At 71.5% G+C, this 16,097-nt stretch carries 15 protein-coding genes and 2 tRNA genes; 8 read left to right on the top strand and 9 right to left on the bottom strand.

The annotated features are described in order from the left end of the window. Positions 1-82 precede the first annotated feature (82 nt). From SVTN_RS25265 to SVTN_RS42380, 4 genes are all read left to right on the top strand, one after another. Entirely contained in the window at positions 83-769 is a 687-nt protein-coding gene (locus SVTN_RS25265) for a M50 family metallopeptidase (RefSeq protein ID WP_041131159.1), read from the top strand. Between the two features lie 20 nt (positions 770-789). Beyond that, complete coding sequence (gene aroA, locus SVTN_RS25260; protein WP_041131158.1) at positions 790-2,121, top strand: 3-phosphoshikimate 1-carboxyvinyltransferase; 1,332 nt, start codon at positions 790-792, stop codon at positions 2,119-2,121. A gap of 2 nt (positions 2,122-2,123) precedes the next feature. Continuing rightward, positions 2,124-3,137 carry a ribosome small subunit-dependent GTPase A gene (gene rsgA, locus SVTN_RS25255; protein WP_041131157.1) on the top strand — a complete coding sequence of 338 codons (1,014 nt, stop codon included), beginning with the start codon at positions 2,124-2,126 and terminating at the stop codon, positions 3,135-3,137. A gap of 183 nt (positions 3,138-3,320) precedes the next feature. Continuing rightward, positions 3,321-3,644, top strand: a complete 324-nt coding sequence (locus tag SVTN_RS42380) for a DMT family transporter (RefSeq protein ID WP_078908492.1) — start codon at positions 3,321-3,323, stop codon at positions 3,642-3,644. On the opposite strand, the gene SVTN_RS25250 is transcribed toward SVTN_RS42380, so the two are convergent. Continuing rightward, positions 3,536-4,171 (bottom strand): TetR/AcrR family transcriptional regulator, encoded by a 636-nt coding sequence (locus SVTN_RS25250; protein WP_041131156.1) that lies wholly within the window; start codon positions 4,169-4,171, stop codon positions 3,536-3,538. The two genes, SVTN_RS42380 and SVTN_RS25250, sit on opposite strands and share 109 nt — an antisense overlap. Positions 4,172-4,311: 140 nt before the next feature. On the opposite strand from SVTN_RS25250, the gene hisN reads away from it, so the two are divergent. Continuing rightward, positions 4,312-5,121: a histidinol-phosphatase gene (gene hisN / locus SVTN_RS25245; protein WP_041134235.1), complete on the top strand. Its 810-nt coding sequence runs from the start codon at positions 4,312-4,314 to the stop codon at positions 5,119-5,121. Positions 5,122-5,268: 147 nt separating this feature from the next. Beyond that, positions 5,269-5,658 carry a CBS domain-containing protein gene (locus tag SVTN_RS25240; RefSeq protein WP_041131155.1) on the top strand — a complete coding sequence of 130 codons (390 nt, stop codon included), beginning with the start codon at positions 5,269-5,271 and terminating at the stop codon, positions 5,656-5,658. A 64-nt stretch (positions 5,659-5,722) separates the two neighbouring features. Here the strand turns inward: SVTN_RS25240 and SVTN_RS25235 are convergent, their stop codons facing one another. Next, positions 5,723-7,192, bottom strand: a complete 1,470-nt coding sequence (locus SVTN_RS25235; RefSeq protein WP_041131154.1) for a catalase — start codon at positions 7,190-7,192, stop codon at positions 5,723-5,725. Between the two features lie 150 nt (positions 7,193-7,342). Between SVTN_RS25235 and SVTN_RS25230 the strand changes: the two genes are divergently transcribed. Further along, positions 7,343-7,762, top strand: a complete 420-nt coding sequence (locus SVTN_RS25230; protein WP_041131153.1) for a Fur family transcriptional regulator — start codon at positions 7,343-7,345, stop codon at positions 7,760-7,762. A 138-nt stretch (positions 7,763-7,900) separates the two neighbouring features. Here the strand turns inward: SVTN_RS25230 and SVTN_RS25225 are convergent. The 4 genes from SVTN_RS25225 to SVTN_RS25210 form a co-directional block, all read right to left on the bottom strand. Further along, positions 7,901-7,974, bottom strand: a tRNA-Met gene (locus SVTN_RS25225). Between the two features lie 65 nt (positions 7,975-8,039). Next, positions 8,040-10,007, bottom strand: a complete 1,968-nt coding sequence (locus SVTN_RS25220; protein ID WP_041131152.1) for a tetratricopeptide repeat protein — start codon at positions 10,005-10,007, stop codon at positions 8,040-8,042. Between the two features lie 202 nt (positions 10,008-10,209). Next, positions 10,210-10,283: transfer RNA gene (locus SVTN_RS25215), tRNA-Met, on the bottom strand. Between the two features lie 53 nt (positions 10,284-10,336). Continuing rightward, positions 10,337-13,240, bottom strand: coding sequence for a UPF0182 family membrane protein (locus tag SVTN_RS25210; protein ID WP_078908491.1), 2,904 nt, complete (start codon positions 13,238-13,240; stop codon positions 10,337-10,339). Between the two features lie 135 nt (positions 13,241-13,375). Between SVTN_RS25210 and SVTN_RS25205 the strand changes: the two genes are divergently transcribed. After that, positions 13,376-13,927, top strand: a complete 552-nt coding sequence (locus tag SVTN_RS25205; RefSeq protein WP_041131150.1) for a PPA1309 family protein — start codon at positions 13,376-13,378, stop codon at positions 13,925-13,927. A 92-nt stretch (positions 13,928-14,019) separates the two neighbouring features. On the opposite strand, the gene SVTN_RS25200 is transcribed toward SVTN_RS25205, so the two are convergent. From SVTN_RS25200 to SVTN_RS25195, 3 genes are all read right to left on the bottom strand, one after another. After that, positions 14,020-15,108 (bottom strand): YlbL family protein, encoded by a 1,089-nt coding sequence (locus SVTN_RS25200; RefSeq protein ID WP_041131149.1) that lies wholly within the window; start codon positions 15,106-15,108, stop codon positions 14,020-14,022. Positions 15,109-15,187: 79 nt separating this feature from the next. Beyond that, the gene (locus SVTN_RS42375; protein ID WP_078908490.1) at positions 15,188-15,415 is read right to left on the bottom strand and encodes a hypothetical protein; all 228 of its coding nucleotides are present in this window, start codon (positions 15,413-15,415) and stop codon (positions 15,188-15,190) included. A gap of 127 nt (positions 15,416-15,542) precedes the next feature. Continuing rightward, positions 15,543-16,004, bottom strand: a complete 462-nt coding sequence (locus tag SVTN_RS25195; RefSeq protein ID WP_041131148.1) for a molybdenum cofactor biosynthesis protein MoaE — start codon at positions 16,002-16,004, stop codon at positions 15,543-15,545. Positions 16,005-16,097: the final 93 nt, after the last annotated feature.

The following is a 16,097-nucleotide window of genomic DNA, read 5'->3' as shown; positions in this document are numbered from 1 at the left end:
CCACCCGTCTCCCGCCCCCACCCCTCAACGATGGTGCGATGCACCAACCCCTTCTGATCACGACCGAGGAGCCGTCCGCGAAATGACCGAGATCCTCGGCACCCAGCCCGCTCCCACCGAGTGGATCGTCTACGCCACGGCCGTCTGCGCGCTGAGCCTGGTCGTGTTCCGGCGGCTCTGGCTCCCGGCCCGCAACGCGATCACCATCGCCCACGAGGGCGGCCACGGGCTCGTCGCCCTCGCCTGCAACCGTCGCCTGGAGGCGATCCGGCTGCACTCGGACACCAGCGGGCTGACCGTGACCCGGGGCCGCCCGACCGGCCTCGGCGTGGTCCTCACCCTCGCCGCCGGCTATCCGGCGGCCCCGCTGCTCGGGCTCGGCGGCGCCGCCCTGCTCGGCACCGGGCACGTCACCCTGCTGCTGTGGATCGCGACCGCCCTGCTGCTCGCGCTGCTCGTGATGGTCCGCAACGCGTACGGGGTCCTCACCGTCGTCCTGACGGGCGCCGCCTTCGTCCTCGTCTCCTGGCTGACCGGCCCCGACGTCCAGTCCGTGTTCGCGTACGCGGTGGTCTGGTTCCTGCTGTTCGGCGGTGTCCGCCCGGCCTTCGAGCTCCAGGCGAAGCGGCGCCACGGCGGCGCGCCCGACTCGGACGCGGACCAGCTCTCGCGGCTCACCCACGTGCCCGCCGGGGTGTGGCTCCTGTTCTTCCACACGGTCGCGATATCCGCCCTGATCGGCGGCGGGCGCTGGCTCCTGGGCATCTGACTCCCCCGTACAGTGAGTCCATGACCGCAGCAGCTTCCGCGCACACCGACCCGCCCACCGACCTCTGGCCCGCCCCGTATGCGAGCGGCGCCGTCGACGCGACCGTCACCGTGCCCGGATCGAAGTCGGTCACCAACCGCGCCCTGGTCCTCGCCGCGATCGCCGCCGAGCCCGGCTGGCTGCGCCGGCCGCTGCGCTCCCGCGACACCCTCCTGATGGCCGAGGGGCTCCGTACCCTCGGCGTGAAGATCGAGGAGGGCGTCGGCCCGGACGGCACCGGCGAGGCCTGGCGGATCATCCCCTCGCCGCTGCGCGGCCCCGCGACCGTCGACGTCGGCAACGCGGGCACGGTCATGCGCTTCCTGCCCCCGGTCGCGGCGCTCGCCGACGGCCCGGTGCGCTTCGACGGCGACCCCCGCTCCCACGAGCGCCCGCTGCACGGCGTGATCGACGCGCTGCGCGCGCTCGGCGCCCGGATCGACGACGAGCGCCGGGGCGCGCTGCCGATGACCGTGCACGGCGCGGGCGGTCTGGACGGCGGCACGGTCGAGATCGACGCCTCCTCGTCCTCCCAGTTCGTCAGCGCCCTGCTGCTCTCCGCGCCCCGCTTCAACCAGGGCGTCGAGGTACGGCACGTGGGCAGCCGGCTCCCCTCGCTCCCGCACATCCGGATGACGGTCGACATGCTGCGCGCGGTCGGCGCCCGGGTCGACGAGCCGGAGCACGGCGGCGAGCCGAACGTGTGGCGGGTGGCGCCCTCCGCGCTGCGCGGCCGGGACCTGGTCGTCGAGCCCGACCTGTCGAACGCGCAGCCGTTCCTGGCGGCGGCCCTGGTGACCGGCGGCCGGGTGACGATCCCGGACTGGCCGGAGCGGACCACCCAGCCGGGCGACGAGCTGCGCCGGATCTTCACCGAGATGGGTGGTTCCTGCGAGCTCACCGACGCGGGCCTGACCTTCACCGGTACGGGCCGGATCCACGGCATCGACGTCGACCTGGGCGAGGTCGGCGAGCTGACCCCCGGCATCGCGGCGGTCGCGGCCCTCGCCGACTCCCCCTCGACCCTGCGCGGGGTCGCCCATCTGCGGCTGCACGAGACGGACCGGCTCGCGGCGCTCACCAAGGAGATCAACGAGCTGGGCGGCGACGTGACCGAGACCGAGGACGGTCTCCACATCCGCCCGCGCCCGCTGCACGGCGGCGTCTTCCACACGTACCACGACCACCGCATGGCGACGGCGGGCGCGATCATCGGTCTCGCCGTCGAGGGCGTGGAGATCGAGGACGTGGCGACGACGGCGAAGACCTTGCCGGACTTCCCGACGATGTGGACCGAAATGCTCGGGGTCTGATCATGCGGCGCTACGGCAAGCACACCGACGAGGACGACATCCGCCAGCGGCCCAACCGCAAGGGCACCCGTCCCCGCACCAGCATCCGTCCCAAGCACGAGGACGCCGTCGAGGGCATGGTCCTCACCGTCGACCGGGGCCGGCTGACCTGCCTGGTCGACGACCGGACCGTGACCGCGATGAAGGCGCGCGAGCTCGGCCGCAAGGCCGCCGTCGTCGGCGACCGGGTCTCCCTCGTCGGCGACCTCTCCGGCGAGAAGGACACGCTGGCCCGGATCGTGCGGATCGGCGAGCGCAGCTCGGTGCTCCGGCGCACGGCCGACGACGACGACCCGTACGAGCGGGTGGTCGTCGCCAATGCCGACCAGCTGGCGATCGTCACCGCGCTCGCCGACCCCGAGCCGCGTCCCCGGCTGATCGACCGCTGTCTGGTGGCGGCGTACGACGGCGGGCTCTCCCCGCTGCTCGTCCTGACCAAGTCGGACCTGGCCTCGCCGGAGCCGCTTCTGGAGATGTACGGCGCGCTCGGCGTGCCGTACGTGGTCACCACGCGCGAGGAGTTCGTCGACGGGGTCGCCGCCGAGCGGGTCCACGAGCACCTCAAGGGCCGGACCACCGCCTTCGTCGGCCACTCCGGCGTCGGCAAGACGACCCTGGTGAACGCCCTGGTCCCGCCGGAGCGGCGACGCACCACGGGTGTGGTCAACGCGGTCACGGGCCGCGGCCGGCACACCACCACCTCGGCGCTCGCGCTGCCGCTGAACGCCAAGGAGGGCGGCTGGGTCATCGACACCCCGGGCGTGCGCTCCTTCGGTCTGCACCACGTCGACCCGTCCCGCGTCATCCACGCCTTCCCCGACCTGGAACCGGGTACGGAGCACTGCCCGCGCGCCTGCAGCCACGACGAGCCGGACTGCGCGCTCGACGCGTGGGTGGCGGAGGGGCACGCCGATCCGGCGCGGCTGATCTCGCTGCGGCGACTGCTCGCCACCCGGGAGCGACGCGAGGGCGACTGAGAGGCGAGGGCTACTGAGGCGCGAGGGCTACTGAGGCGCGAGGGCGCCTGAGCCCTGAGCGACTGCGCCCTTGGCGTTTACGCCCGACTGAGCCCCCTGCGTTTACGCCCGCTCGCTGCCGGTAAGTGCATAATCGCACCAAGTGCGACGAAGCAGTCACCGACGGCGTGGGAGGCACTGACGATGGCGTGGCTGCTGGTGGTGATCGCGGGGATCCTGGAGACGGGGTTCGCGGTCTGCCTGAAGCTCTCGCACGGTTTCACCCGGCTGTGGCCGACGATCGCCTTCGCGGCCTTCGCCCTGGGCAGCTTCGGTCTGCTCACCCTCGCGCTGCGGAAGCTGGACGTGGGTCCGGCGTACGCGGTGTGGACGGGGATCGGCGCGGCCGGGACGGCGATCTACGGCATGGTCTTCCTCGGCGACCTGGTCTCCACGCTCAAGATCGTCTCCATCAGCCTGGTGATCGTGGGGGTCATCGGACTCCAGCTGTCCGGCTCGGCGCACTGAGGGGTCACCGGCAGGGCCGGTGCGACGACGTGGCTGAGGGCGATCCGTACGGCGAGTTCGCAGCCGGCCGCCCACTGCTCCCCCGCGCAGGCCGCGGTCTCCGCCACGAGCTCGCCGGGCGCGGGCGGCCCGGCGTCGGCGCGCCGCTGGGCGGGGACGGGGGCGAGCCGGGCGCCGGGGCGGACCGGCCGGGGCTGGGGCAGCCACTCGTTCCAGGCGCCGGTGAGCAGGGCCCGCAGCATCGGGCGGACGGCGGCGCGGGCGACGATCCACTCGGCGACGGCGACGAGGTTCCGTTCGGGCGGGGCGGGGGCGGCGAGCAGGGTCCGGACGCCCTGGAGGTAGGCGTCGGCCTCCCTCCGTACGAGGGCGCGGGCCAGGCCCTCCTTGGAGCCGAACTCGTTGTAGAGGGTCTGCCGGGAGACCCGGGCGGAGGCGGCGAGGTCGGCCATCCGCACGGCGGACCAGGGGCGGTGCGCGAGCGCGGCGAGCGCGGCGTCGAGCAGGGCCTCGCGGGCGTTCGCCATCCTCACCTCCGGGAGGGAACGGTTCTCCGCTCAGCCTCGGCAGGCGCCCACCCCCTGTCAAGGGGCTCGTACGGACCGTCGCGGGCGGCAGCGGTGGACGGTTCCGCGCGCGCTCTCGGCTCGGGGATAGAGTGCCGACCATGGCCGACTACCACGATGATCTGCGTCTCGCCCACGTCCTCGCGGATGCCGCCGACGCGGCCACCATGGACCGATTCCAGGCGCTCGACCTCAAGGTCGAGACGAAGCCGGACATGACTCCGGTGAGCGAGGCCGACAAGGCGGCGGAGGAGCTGATCCGCGGGCAGCTCCAGCGCGCCAGGCCGCGCGACGCGATCCTCGGCGAGGAGTTCGGCGTGGAGGGCTCGGGCCCGCGCCGCTGGGTGATCGACCCGATCGACGGCACGAAGAACTATGTGCGCGGAGTGCCGGTCTGGGCGACCCTGATCGCACTGATGGAGGCCGGGGAGACCGGGTTCCAGCCGGTGGTGGGCGTGGTGTCCGCCCCGGCGCTCGGCCGGCGCTGGTGGGCGGCGAAGGGCCTCGGCGCGTACACGGGCCGCAGCCTGGCCTCGGCGAGCCGGATCGGCGTGTCGAAGGTCGGCCGCCTGGAGGACGCCTCGTTCGCGTACTCCTCGCTGAGCGGCTGGGAGGAGCGGGGCCGCCTCGACGGTTTCCTCGACCTCACGCGCGCGTGCTGGCGGACCCGGGCGTACGGCGACTTCTGGCCGTACATGATGGTCGCGGAGGGTTCCGTGGACATCTGCGCGGAGCCGGAGCTGTCGCTGTGGGACATGGCCGCGGTCGCGATCGTGGTCCAGGAGGCCGGCGGCACGTACACGGGTCTGGACGGGCGGCACGGCCCGCACAGCGGGAACGCGGCGGCGTCGAACGGTCTGCTCCACGGCGAGCTGCTGAGCTACCTGAACCAGGAGAGCGCACAGGGCTGAGCGCTCTCGTCACTCCCCGGGGGCGCCTCGCGCGCCCCCTTGTCGACCCACCTCCCCGGTGCAACTCTGAGAGTCCCCCCGCTTGTGAACTTGTGAATTGGTTCTCGTTGAAGGCGGGAACGGTTCACCAAGGAGGTGGCTCCGTCCATGCTCGTCCGTGACGCCATGAGCACCGTGATCCTCACCATCGGCCCCGCCCACACCCTCCGGCAGGCGGCCCGGCTGATGGCGGCGCGCCGCGTCGGCGCGGCCGTCGTCCTCGACACCGACGCCGGCGGACTCGGCATCCTCACCGAGCGCGACATCCTCAACTCCCTCGCCCGGGACCAGGACCCCGACCGGGAGACCGCCGGCTCCCACACCACCCGTGACGTCGTCTTCGCCGCACCGTCCTGGACCCTGGCGGAGGCGGCCGAGGCGATGACCCGCGGCGGCTTCCGTCACCTCGTCGTCCTCGACGACCGGGGCCCCGTCGGCATCGTCTCCGTACGCGACATCATCCGCTGCTGGATCCCGGTGCACAGCGTCGCGAGCTGACGCGAGGGCGGGCCGGTCTCCCCCCACGGAAGTCCGGCCCGCCCTCTTCCTACGGCAAGCGCCCTCAGCCGCGAAGGGCCTGGACCGCGGCCTCCAGCCGCTTGCCGAAGTCACCGTCCGCCTTGCGGAAGTTCTCGATCGCCCGCTCGGCGATGTCGTCGCGCGAGACCTTGGCGATGAAGCCGGCCAGGTTCTCGACGAGGCGGCCCTTCTCGGCCTCGGACATCAGGCGGTAGAGGTTGCCCGCCTGCACGAAGTCGTCGTCCTCGGCGTGCGAGGGGGCGGCGTGGTCGCCGGTCGTGCCGGTGACCGCGGAGCCGACCCAGAGCGGCCGGTCCGTCTGGTGCGGGCCGCCGAAGCTGTTCGGCTCGTAGTTCTTCGCGCCCTTGTGCCGGCCGTCGTAGAGGAAGCCGTCCCGCGCGTGGGTGCGTGCCTCGGTGGCGTGCGGGCGGTTCACCGGCAGGTGGTCGGCGTTGATGCCGACGCGGTAGCGGTGGGCGTCGCCGTACGCGAAGAGACGGCCCTGGAGCATCTTGTCCGGGGAGGGGCCGATGCCCGGCACGAAGTGCGCGGGGCTGAAGATCGACTGCTCGACCTCGGCGAAGATGTTCTCCGGGTTGCGGTTGAGCTCCAGCTTGCCGATCTCGATCGGCGGGTAGTCCTCGTGCGGCCACACCTTGGTGAGGTCGAAGGGGTTGAAGCGGTAGTTCGCCGCGTCGGCCGCGGGCATGATCTGGACCTGCACGGTCCAGCTCGGGAAGTCGCCGCGCTCGATGGCCTCGCGCAGGTCGCGCTGGTGGGAGTCGGGGTCCTCGCCGGCGAGGCGGTTGGCCTCGTCCTGGGTGAGGTTCTTGATGCCCTGGTCGGTCTTGAAGTGGTACTTGACCCAGAAGACCTCGCCGGCCTCGTTGTTCCACTGGAACGTGTGCGAGCCGTAGCCGTTCATGTGGCGGTACGAGGCGGGGATGCCGCGGTCGCCGAAGAGCCAGGTGACCTGGTGGGTCGACTCCGGGGAGAGGCCCCAGAAGTCCCAGACGTTGTCCGGCTCCTGCGAGCCCGTGTACGGGTCACGCTTCTGGGTGTGGATGAAGTCGGGGAACTTGATGGCGTCCCTGATGAAGAACACCGGGGTGTTGTTGCCGACGAGGTCGTAGTTGCCCTCCTCGGTGTAGAACTTCAGCGCCCAGCCGCGGGGGTCGCGCACCGCGTCCGCCGCGCCGAGGTTGCCCGCGACGGTGGAGAAGCGCAGGAAGGTCTCGGTCTCCTTGCCGACCTCGGAGAGGAACTTCGCGCGCGTCCACTGCGAGACGTCACGGGTCAGGGTGAAGGTGCCGTAGGCGCCCGCACCGCGCGCGTGGACCACGCGCTCCGGGATGCGCTCGCGGTTGAAGTGGGCGAGCTTCTCCAGGAGGAGCTGGTCCTGGACGAGGACCGGACCGCCGATGCCCGCGGTCTCGCTGTTCTGGTTGTCGGCGACGGGAGCCCCGGCCTCCGTGGTGAGCGGTCCCTGCGTCACGTGCGCCTCCCGGGTCATGTCCAGCGTGTCCTGTCCCCCGGCCGAGCCCCCGCATGGGATCTTGGCCATGGTCGAACTCGATCCTACAATGGACATTGTCTAAGTCAAGCAAGAATCCAAAGTCACACCCGTTCGGGAGCCGACTCCCCGGCTGTTAGGCTGGCCCTCATGAGTGACCTGTTGGAACGACTGCGCGGACGCGGCTGGCGCATGACCGCGCAGCGGCGCGTCGTGGCCGAGGTCCTCGACGGGGACCACGTGCACCTGACCGCAGACGAGGTCCACGCGCGCGCGGTGGCGAAGCTGCCCGAGATCTCGCGCGCGACCGTGTACAACACGCTGGGCGAGATGGTCACCCTCGGCGAGGTCATCGAGGTCGCCACCGACGGACGCGCCAAGCGGTACGACCCCAACGCCCACCGGCCCCACCAACACCTGGTCTGCGGCCGCTGCGGCGCGATCCGCGACGTGCACCCGGCCGGCGACCCGCTGGCGGACCTCCCGGACACCGAGCGCTTCGGCTTCACGATCTCGAACGTCGAGGTCACGTACCGGGGCATCTGCCCGAGCTGCGCCGCGACGGCCTGACGACCCACGGAAGAAGCCCCCGCTCCGGCGGGGGCTTCTTCGTGTCCTGATCACGCCGGTCGTGCATCGCCGCGTATCGTCGTGCATCAACGACGAAGGCCCGGATCCAGAGGATCCGGGCCTTCGTTTGCTACTGAGTAGCGGGGACAGGATTTGAACCTGCGACCTCTGGGTTATGAGCCCAGCGAGCTACCGAGCTGCTCCACCCCGCGTCGGTGAACCTAACCTTACGGGACCCCCGTCACCAGCGCAAATCCGTTAACCCCCGGTGCCCCCGCTACGCCGTCAGCTCCTGGTGCAGCGCCTCGCTCAGCCGGGCCGCCCGCTCGGCGACCTCCGCCGGGCCCAGCTCCACCGCGCGGTCGCACCAGCGACGCCCCTCGGTGAGCTCGCCCCGGCGCGCCGCGAGCAGCGCGAGCCGGAGCGCGGCGCGCCCGTGGCCGGCCCGGGCCGCCCGGGTCCACCAGAGGGCGGCCTCCCGCTCGCTGCCCTCACGGGCGAGGAGCAGCCCGAGGTTGAAGGCGCCGTTGCGGCTGCCCGCCTCGGCGGCCTCGCGGTACCAGCGGTCGGCCTCGGCGAGGTCGCCGCGCCCGGCGGCGAGCATCCCGACCCGCACCTGGGCGCGCCGGTGGCCCTGCTGGGCGGCCCGCTCGTACCACTCCTCGCACTCGGACTTCTCCTCGCGGGGCGCGCCGAGCACGGCGGGGCCGGGCTCGGGGCGGCGGGCGTCGAGCACCGAGGCGAGCCGGAAGGCGGCCTCGGCGCTGCCGCCGCCGGCCGCGCACCGCAGGTGCCGCTCGGCGGTCTGCTCGTCGCCGTCGCGGAGGGCGGCGATGCCGACCTGGAGGGCGGCCTCGGTGTGTCCGGCGGCCGCGGCCCGCTCGTACCAGACGAGGGCCGTGCGGTCGTCGCCGCGGCCCGCGTGGAGGATGCCCAGGTTGAAGGCGGCGTCCACGCTGCCGGCCTCGGCGGCCTTGGAGAACCAGGGCTCGGCACCGTTGGCGTCGCCGGCCTGGAGGAGCAGCACGGCGAGCGCGTTGGCGGCCTCGCGGTGGCCCGCGTAGGCGGCGCGCCGGTACCACTGCTCGGCCTGCGGGATGCGGTCCTGGGCGGCGCAGAGCAGCCCGAGGTTGTAGGCGCCGTTCACGTCGCCGGCGTCCATGGCGGCCCGGTACCAGCGCTCGGCGGTCTGCTGCTCGCCCCGGGCGGCGTGCAGGGCGCCCAGCGCGTTGGCGGCGTTGCCGTCGCCGTCCTGGGCGGCCCGGAGCCACCACACGGCGGCGCTCTCCTCGTCGCCCGCGTCGCGGAGCAGGAAGGCGAGCGCGCAGGCGGCCTTCGCCTCGCCCTCCTTGGCGGAGCTGAGGTACCAGCGGCCGGCCTCCTTGAGCTCGCCGCGGTGCTCCAGGATCGCGCCGAGGTGGAACGCGGCCCGCCGGTGGCCGCGCGCGGCGGCCTGCCGGAACCACTGCTCGGCCTCGGCGGCCGCTCCCGCGGGCTCGCCGCCCGGCTGCGGGGGGACGGCGGTTCCGGTCGCGGCCGCGCCGGAGGGCACGATCGCCCCGGCGCCGGGGACCCGGAGCCGGGTGCCGGTCTCGTGCGGTCCGCGGGTGGTCTCGGTGGCGCGGCGCTCCAGGGCGAGGGCGAGGCGGTAGGCGGCCTCGCGGTGGCCCTGTTCGGCGGCGGCGCGCAGCCAGCGCTCGGCGCCGACGTCGCTGCGGTGCTCCAGGAGGTCGGCGAGGGCGTACGCGCCGAGGGCGTGGCCCTGCTCGGCGGCCTGGCGCAGCCAGTACTCGGCGGCCGGCTCGTCGCCGCGCTCTCGGTGGTGGCGGCCGAGTGCGTGGGCGGCGGGGGCGGAGCCGGCGACGGCGGCGACCCGCCACCAGCCGGCCGCCTCGTCGGCGTACCCCCGCTGGTGGAGCAGGACGCCCAGGTTGTTGGCGGCGGCCCGGTCCCCCTCGGCGGTGGCGCCCCGCAGGTACGGCTCGGCGCCGTCGAGGTCTCCGCGGCGCAGCAGTAGCGCGCCGAGGGCGCTCATCGAGGCGACGTCGCCCCGCTCGGCGGCCCGCCGGTGCCGGGCCTCGGTCTCGGTCTCGTTCTCGGCGTCGGTCTCGGCGGTGGTGTCGACGGCCACATCGACGGCCCCTACCGCTACGGCCTCGATGATCTCGTCTGCGGCGTTTCTGGCGTGCCGCTGCACAAACCGCCCTGTCTCCAACAGAGTTGCCCTGTCCCCCATAAATACCATCGTCGCACCACCCGCAACCCGAGCACACCTGGTATACCGCAGCCAGTGAGGTCACTCAGCGTTTTGTCGACATGCCCACAGAGAGACAAGTCAAACACGACTCACGCCAACTCGCCCCTTCCCTACCGCTCTTCGGCACCCCCCGGCACGTCGACACACGACAAGGGCCCGGATCCTTATGGATCCGGGCCCTTGTCCTGAGTAGCGGGGACAGGATTTGAACCTGCGACCTCTGGGTTATGAGCCCAGCGAGCTACCGAGCTGCTCCACCCCGCGTCGGTGAAACCACAGTATCACGACGCGGAGCGGGGAAATCGGAAAAGCTCAGGTCAGCCGCCTGATCCCGGGGTCTTGAGCTTCGCCTCGGCGTCCGCGGCCCGCTGGAGCGCCGCCTGGAGGTCCTCCTGGGCCTTGCCGTACGCGGTCCAGTCGCCCTTCTGCAGAGCGGCCTGGCCCGCGTCGTACGCCTTCTGGGCGTCGGCGATGGCCTGCTTCAGGGCGGCGTCGTTCGAAGCCGGCGGCTGGGTCGTGCCCGGCGGCTGCGTGGTGCCCGGCGGGGTCGTCGGCGCGGTGGGCGCCTCCACCCCGAAGACCGCGTTGAGCGCCTGGGTGAGGGTGTCCTCGAACACCGTGGTGTCCTTGGTCGTGTCACCGTCCGGCTGGTCCGCGTCCACGTACGACACCGCGACCTTCTTCAGGAGCGGGTAGAGCGCGTTGCGTCCCTGGGCGTAGACCGGCTCCACGTACAGGAACCCGCCGTCGAGCGGCACGGTCAGCAGGTTGCCGTACTGGATGTCCGAGTCGGCGCCCTTCATGTCCCGGACGAAGGTGGCCACGGAGGGCAGGCCGTTGAGCTTGCTCTGCACCTGGGCCGGGCCCGGCACGTCCGAGGTGACCCGCAGCAGTCTCAGCCGGCCGTACTCCTTGCTGGTGGCGTCGGCGTCGACCGCCATGAAGGCGCCCAGGTTGGGCCGCCCGTTCGGCGTGAACGTCGTCGTCAGCGAGAAGCGCTGCGCCGTGTCCCCGGGCATCTTCATGCTCAGGTAGTACGGCGGGACCGCGTTGCCGTCCTTGTTGGTCGGGTCGTCCGGCACCTGCCAGGCGTCCGAGCCGCTGTAGAACTGCGCGGGGTCGGTGACGTGATAGCGGGTCAGCAGCTCGCGCTGGACCTTGAACATGTCCTGCGGGTAGCGCAGGTGCGCGAGCAGGTCGCCCTTGATCTCTGACTTCGGCCTGACCGTGTCGGGGAAGGCCTTCATCCAGGTCTTGAGGACCGGGTCCTGGGTGTCCCACTCGTAGAGCTTCACCGTGCCGTCGTAGGCGTCGACGGTGGCCTTCACCGAGTTGCGGATGTAGTTGACCTGGTTCTGCTGGGCGACGACCGTGCGCTGCTGGTTGCCGACGGTCAGCGAGTCGGCCGTGGTGTCGCCGAGCGTGGTGCGCGAGGCGTACGGGTAGCCGTTGGTCGTCGTGTAGGCGTCGACGATCCACTGGATCCGGCCGTCGACGACCGCCGGATAGGCGTCGCCGTCGATGGTCAGCCAGGGCGCGACCGCCTCGACGCGCTCCTTGGGCGTGCGGTTGTAGAGGATCCGCGAGCCGTCGCCGATGGCTCCCGAGTAGAGGATCTGCGGCTCGCTGAAGGCCACCGCGTACGCGGCCCGGTTGAAGGTGTTGGAGAGGCTGACGCCGCTCTTCTCCTTGTAGCTGGTGGTCTTCTCGCCGTTCTCCTCGTAGTCCAGCTCCTTCTGCGGGCCGCCCACGATCGAGTACTGGTCGGTCTTCTCGCCGTAGTAGATCCGCTGCTGGTACGTGCCGAGGGAGCCGGTCGTCGGCAGTCCGGACTCGGTGAAGACCGGGGAGCCGTTGGCGTCCGTCTGGGTGCCCGAGGCCAGGATCGCGCCGTAGCCGTGGGTGTAGGTGAAGTGGTCGTTGATCCAGTTCCGCTTCGGGATGCCCTTGATGTTGAGCTCGCGCAGACCGACGACGGTGTCCTTGCCCTTGTAGCGGTCCACGTCCAGGGTCGTCGGGAACTGGTAGTACTTCCGCTTCTGCTCCAGCTGCTGGAACGTCGGCGACACGATGTTCGGGTCGAGGAGGCGGTAGCTCGCGGCCGTGTCGGAGTCCGCCCGCAGCTTGTCCTTGGCCTTGACCGTCGACTTGCCCGAGTAGTTCTCGGCCTTCGTCCCGTCGATCGCGTACGCCTTGCGGGTCGCGTCGATGTTCTTCTGGATGTACGGCGCTTCCTTGGCCTGCTCGTTCGGCTGGACCTGGAACTTCTGCACGATGGCCGGGTACAGGCCGCCGATCAGGATCGCGGAGAGGACCATCAGGCCGAAGCCGATCACCGGCAGCTGCCAGGTGCGGCGCCAGATCGTCGCGAAGAACAGCAGCGCGCAGATGACGGCGATGCAGAACAGGATGGTCTTCGCCGGCAGGAACGCGTTGGCGTCGACGTACCGCAGGCCCGTCCAGTTGCCGGTGGCCTTGAAGTCGCTGGACTTCACCGCCAGGCCGTACCGGTCGAGCCAGTACGCGACGGCCTTGAGCGCGACGAAGAGGCCGAGCAGCACCGAGAGGTGGCCGGTGGCCGCGGCGGTGGCACGCGCGCCCGGGCTGGTGATCCGCAGCCCGCCGTACAGGTAGTGCGTGAGCGCGGCGGCGATCAGCGACAGGACGGCGGCGGCGAAGCCGAACGCGAGGAGGAAGCGGTACCAGGGCAGGTCGAAGGCGTAGAACGACACGTCGAGGTCGAACTGCGGGTCCTTCTGACCGAACTTCACCCCGTTGACCCACATGAGCCAGGTGCGCCACTGGCCGGACGCGGAGGCGCCGGCGATCAGGGCCACCAGGGCCGTGACCGCGAGCAGCACCCACTTCTTGAACGGGGCCAGGCCCATCCGGTACCGGTCGAGGCTCTGCTGCTCGAGGGACATCGCGCTGAGCGGCGGCCGCAGCCGGTACGCCAGCCAGATGTTGAAGCCGACGGCGAGCCCCATCAGCAGGCCGAAGACCAGGAAGAGCCCGATCTTGGTCCACAGGGTGGTGGTGAACACGGACGAGTACTCGACCGAGCGGTACCAGAGCCAGTCCGTCCAGAACCCGGCGAACATCACGAACGCCATGGCGAGGACGGCCAGCACCCCGAGTGTCATGAGCAGGGTGCGGGCCCGCCGGGACGGCCGGCCGACTCTCACCCTCGGCCCGGACGGGCCTTGGCCACGGTCCGGCATCTGGAAAGCCAACGTGCGCCCCTCGATGTTGATGCGTCTGAAAGCAGGCCCCGCGATCGTAGAGCCCACTGATGCAACTTACTGAGGCTTTACCTAGTTCCCGACTTCCGGGGAAGAGGAGGCAGGATATTGGTCATGTCCAACCTTTCCCCCTCCGGCCCGGCCATGGCCGCGAGCCCCCTCACCCGCGCGGTGCTCGAGATCGACGAGTACGCCTCGGGCCTCGGCTGGGACCAGCCCGCCCGCCTGTTCGCCCTGGTCGACACCGCGAAGCTGCGCGCCCAGGAGCCCAAGCTCGCCTCCCAGCTCGGCCTGGGCGACGACGCCACCGCCTACACCCCGATCGAGCAGGACAAGCTGCCGCGCGGCAAGGCCCTCGACGAGTTCCTCGGCACGATCGCCTGGCCCGACGCCGTCGCCGGCTGCGCCCTGACCGTGGAGCGGCTCATGCTGCCCCCCTCGGCCGAGGCCCAGGTCCCCCAGGGCCTGAACGAGAAGCAGCTCGCCAAGTGGGTCGCCGGGCACCCGGACCGCCAGGAGGTCCGGATGACCGTGGCGGTGCTGCGGGACGGCAAGCGCGAGGCGGCGATCCGGCTGCGCGAGAAGGACTCCCCGACCGAGGTGCTGACCGGCCCCGACCTGGTGCCGGGCCTCGCCGAGGCACTGGCGGCGACCTTCGAGAGCTGAGAGCCCGTACGTACGGAAATGAGAGCCCGTACGTACGGAAAGGGGCGCCCGGTCGACACGACCCGGCGCCCCTTCGGCGTCTTTCCGTACCCTCAGCTCTTCGAGCAGCTCGGCAGCGCCTTCGTGTCGCCCTTGCGGAGCTTCTCCAGCGACTTCGTGGCGTCGTCGATGGTGTTCACCTTGATCAGGGTGAGCCCGGCGGGCGTGTCCGCGGCGGCCGCCTCGCAGTTGTCGGCCGGGGTGAGGAAGTACTCGGCACCGGCGTTGCGCGCGCCGACCAGCTTCATCTCGATGCCGCCGATCGGGCCGACCTCGCCCTTGTCGTCGATGGTGCCGGTGCCGGCGATGAACCGGCCCTCGGTGAGGCTCTCCGGGGTGAGCTTGTCGACGATGCCGAGGGCGAACATCAGACCGGCGCTGGGGCCGCCGACGTCGGCCAGGTTGATGTCGATCGTGAACGGGAAGACGTGGTCGGTGCCTGCCTGGATGCCGACGACGGCCCGGTCGCCCTCTTCTGAAGTCGTGGTCCTGATGACCACCTTCCGGGTGACGGTGGGCTCCTTGTGGGCCTTCTCGGCGGCGGCCGCCTCCTTGGCGGGGACGATCGTGAACTCGACGTCCTGGCCGGGCTTCCGCTTCGTCACCTGCTTGGCGACGTCGGCCTGCTCCTTGATCGGGACGCCGTCGACGGCCTTGATGACGTCCCCGGCGTGCAGCTTGCCCTCGGCCGGGGCGCCCTTGACGACGGTGCCGACGACGACCCGGGCGACCACCGGGATGCCCAGCTCCCCGAGGGCCGCCACCTTGGCGCTCTCCTGGGACTGGCTGAACTCCTCGGCGTTCTCCTGGCTCGACTCCTCCTCGGTCTTCCCGTCCGGGTAGAGGGTGTCGTGCGGCACCACCACGTTGTCGTGGGCGAGCCATCCGTAGACGGCCTCGACGGCGTTCATCTTGTAGTCCGCGCTGGTGACGCGGACCGTCGTCATGTTGAGGTGACCGTCGGTCGGGTAGGTCTTGTGTCCCGAGATCTGGAGGACGGGTTCTCCCCTGGCCTCGCCGAGGGTGTTGACCGTGGGACCGGGGCTCATCTCCGCGTACGGCACCGGGATCAGGACGCCCGCGATGAGCAGACAGATCAGGACCAGGGTGGAGGCGAGCATCGTCGCGGTGCGGCGTGGCATGGAACGACAGTACGGGACTCGCCTGTGGGTGCACCCCTGGGGCGGTCCGTACGAGGCGGTCCGTACGAGGCGGCCCGCGTCAGCCGGACGGCGAGGTGGTGGCGGTGGCCGTCGCGGCCGGTTCGCGCTCCGGACGAACGGAATCGGCGGTGGTGACGTGGGCCCGCTCCATGGCGTCCCGGAAACGTGCGTAGCCGGCGAGTTCGGCCACGTCACCTATGGTCTTGTTCCTCGAAGCCCAGCTTCCCCATATCGCCGCGCCGACGACTGCGAAAAGCGGAATCAGCAACCAGGCCAGCGCTGCCATCCCGACCTCCCATCCCCAGTGAGTTGATCAGCAGACTGTCATCTGTGATCCCAACGCTCCCGCCTGGGGCCCGGTTACGCAAATCGGGCGTTCGACTACGCCCTGTCGGCGCGTCGCCTTGCCCGCCTCAGCAAGCGCCAACCCATTCCTCGGTGCCGTCCGAGAAGGTCTGGTGCTTCCAGATGGGGACCTCGTGCTTGAGGTCGTCGATGAGCTTGCGGCAGGCCTCGAAGGCCTCGCCGCGGTGGGGGCAGGAGACGGCGACGACGACCGCGAGGTCGCCGACGCGCAGGTCACCGACGCGGTGGACGGCGGCCAGGGCGCGGACCGGGTAGTTCGCGACGACCTTCTCGGCGACCCTGCGCAGCTCCGCCTCGGCGGTCGGGTGGCAGGAGTAGCCCAGCGCGTCGACGTCCGCGCCGCCGTCGTGGTTGCGGACGGTGCCGACGAAGAGGGTGGTGCCGCCGGCGGCGTCGTCTCCGACGGCCCGGAAGACCTCGTCGACCGAGAGCGGGGTGTCACGGATCGCGAGCAGCTTGATCGGGTCGTCCGCGGCCTGCTCGCCGGGGTGGTCGTGCGTCTGCGCCATGCGCCCATGGTGCCGTACGGCTCCGACATCCGGTAAGGGACCTTTCGACCTGTGGACGGGACCCTCCGTAGGAGGGTCCTACAAGCCGTCCCC

The sequence above is a fragment of the Streptomyces vietnamensis genome (genome assembly GCF_000830005.1).
GTDB classification, from domain to species: domain Bacteria; phylum Actinomycetota; class Actinomycetes; order Streptomycetales; family Streptomycetaceae; genus Streptomyces; species Streptomyces vietnamensis.
Note: the sequence above shows the minus strand (reverse complement) of the source record. Positions and strands in the feature narration are given on the sequence as shown.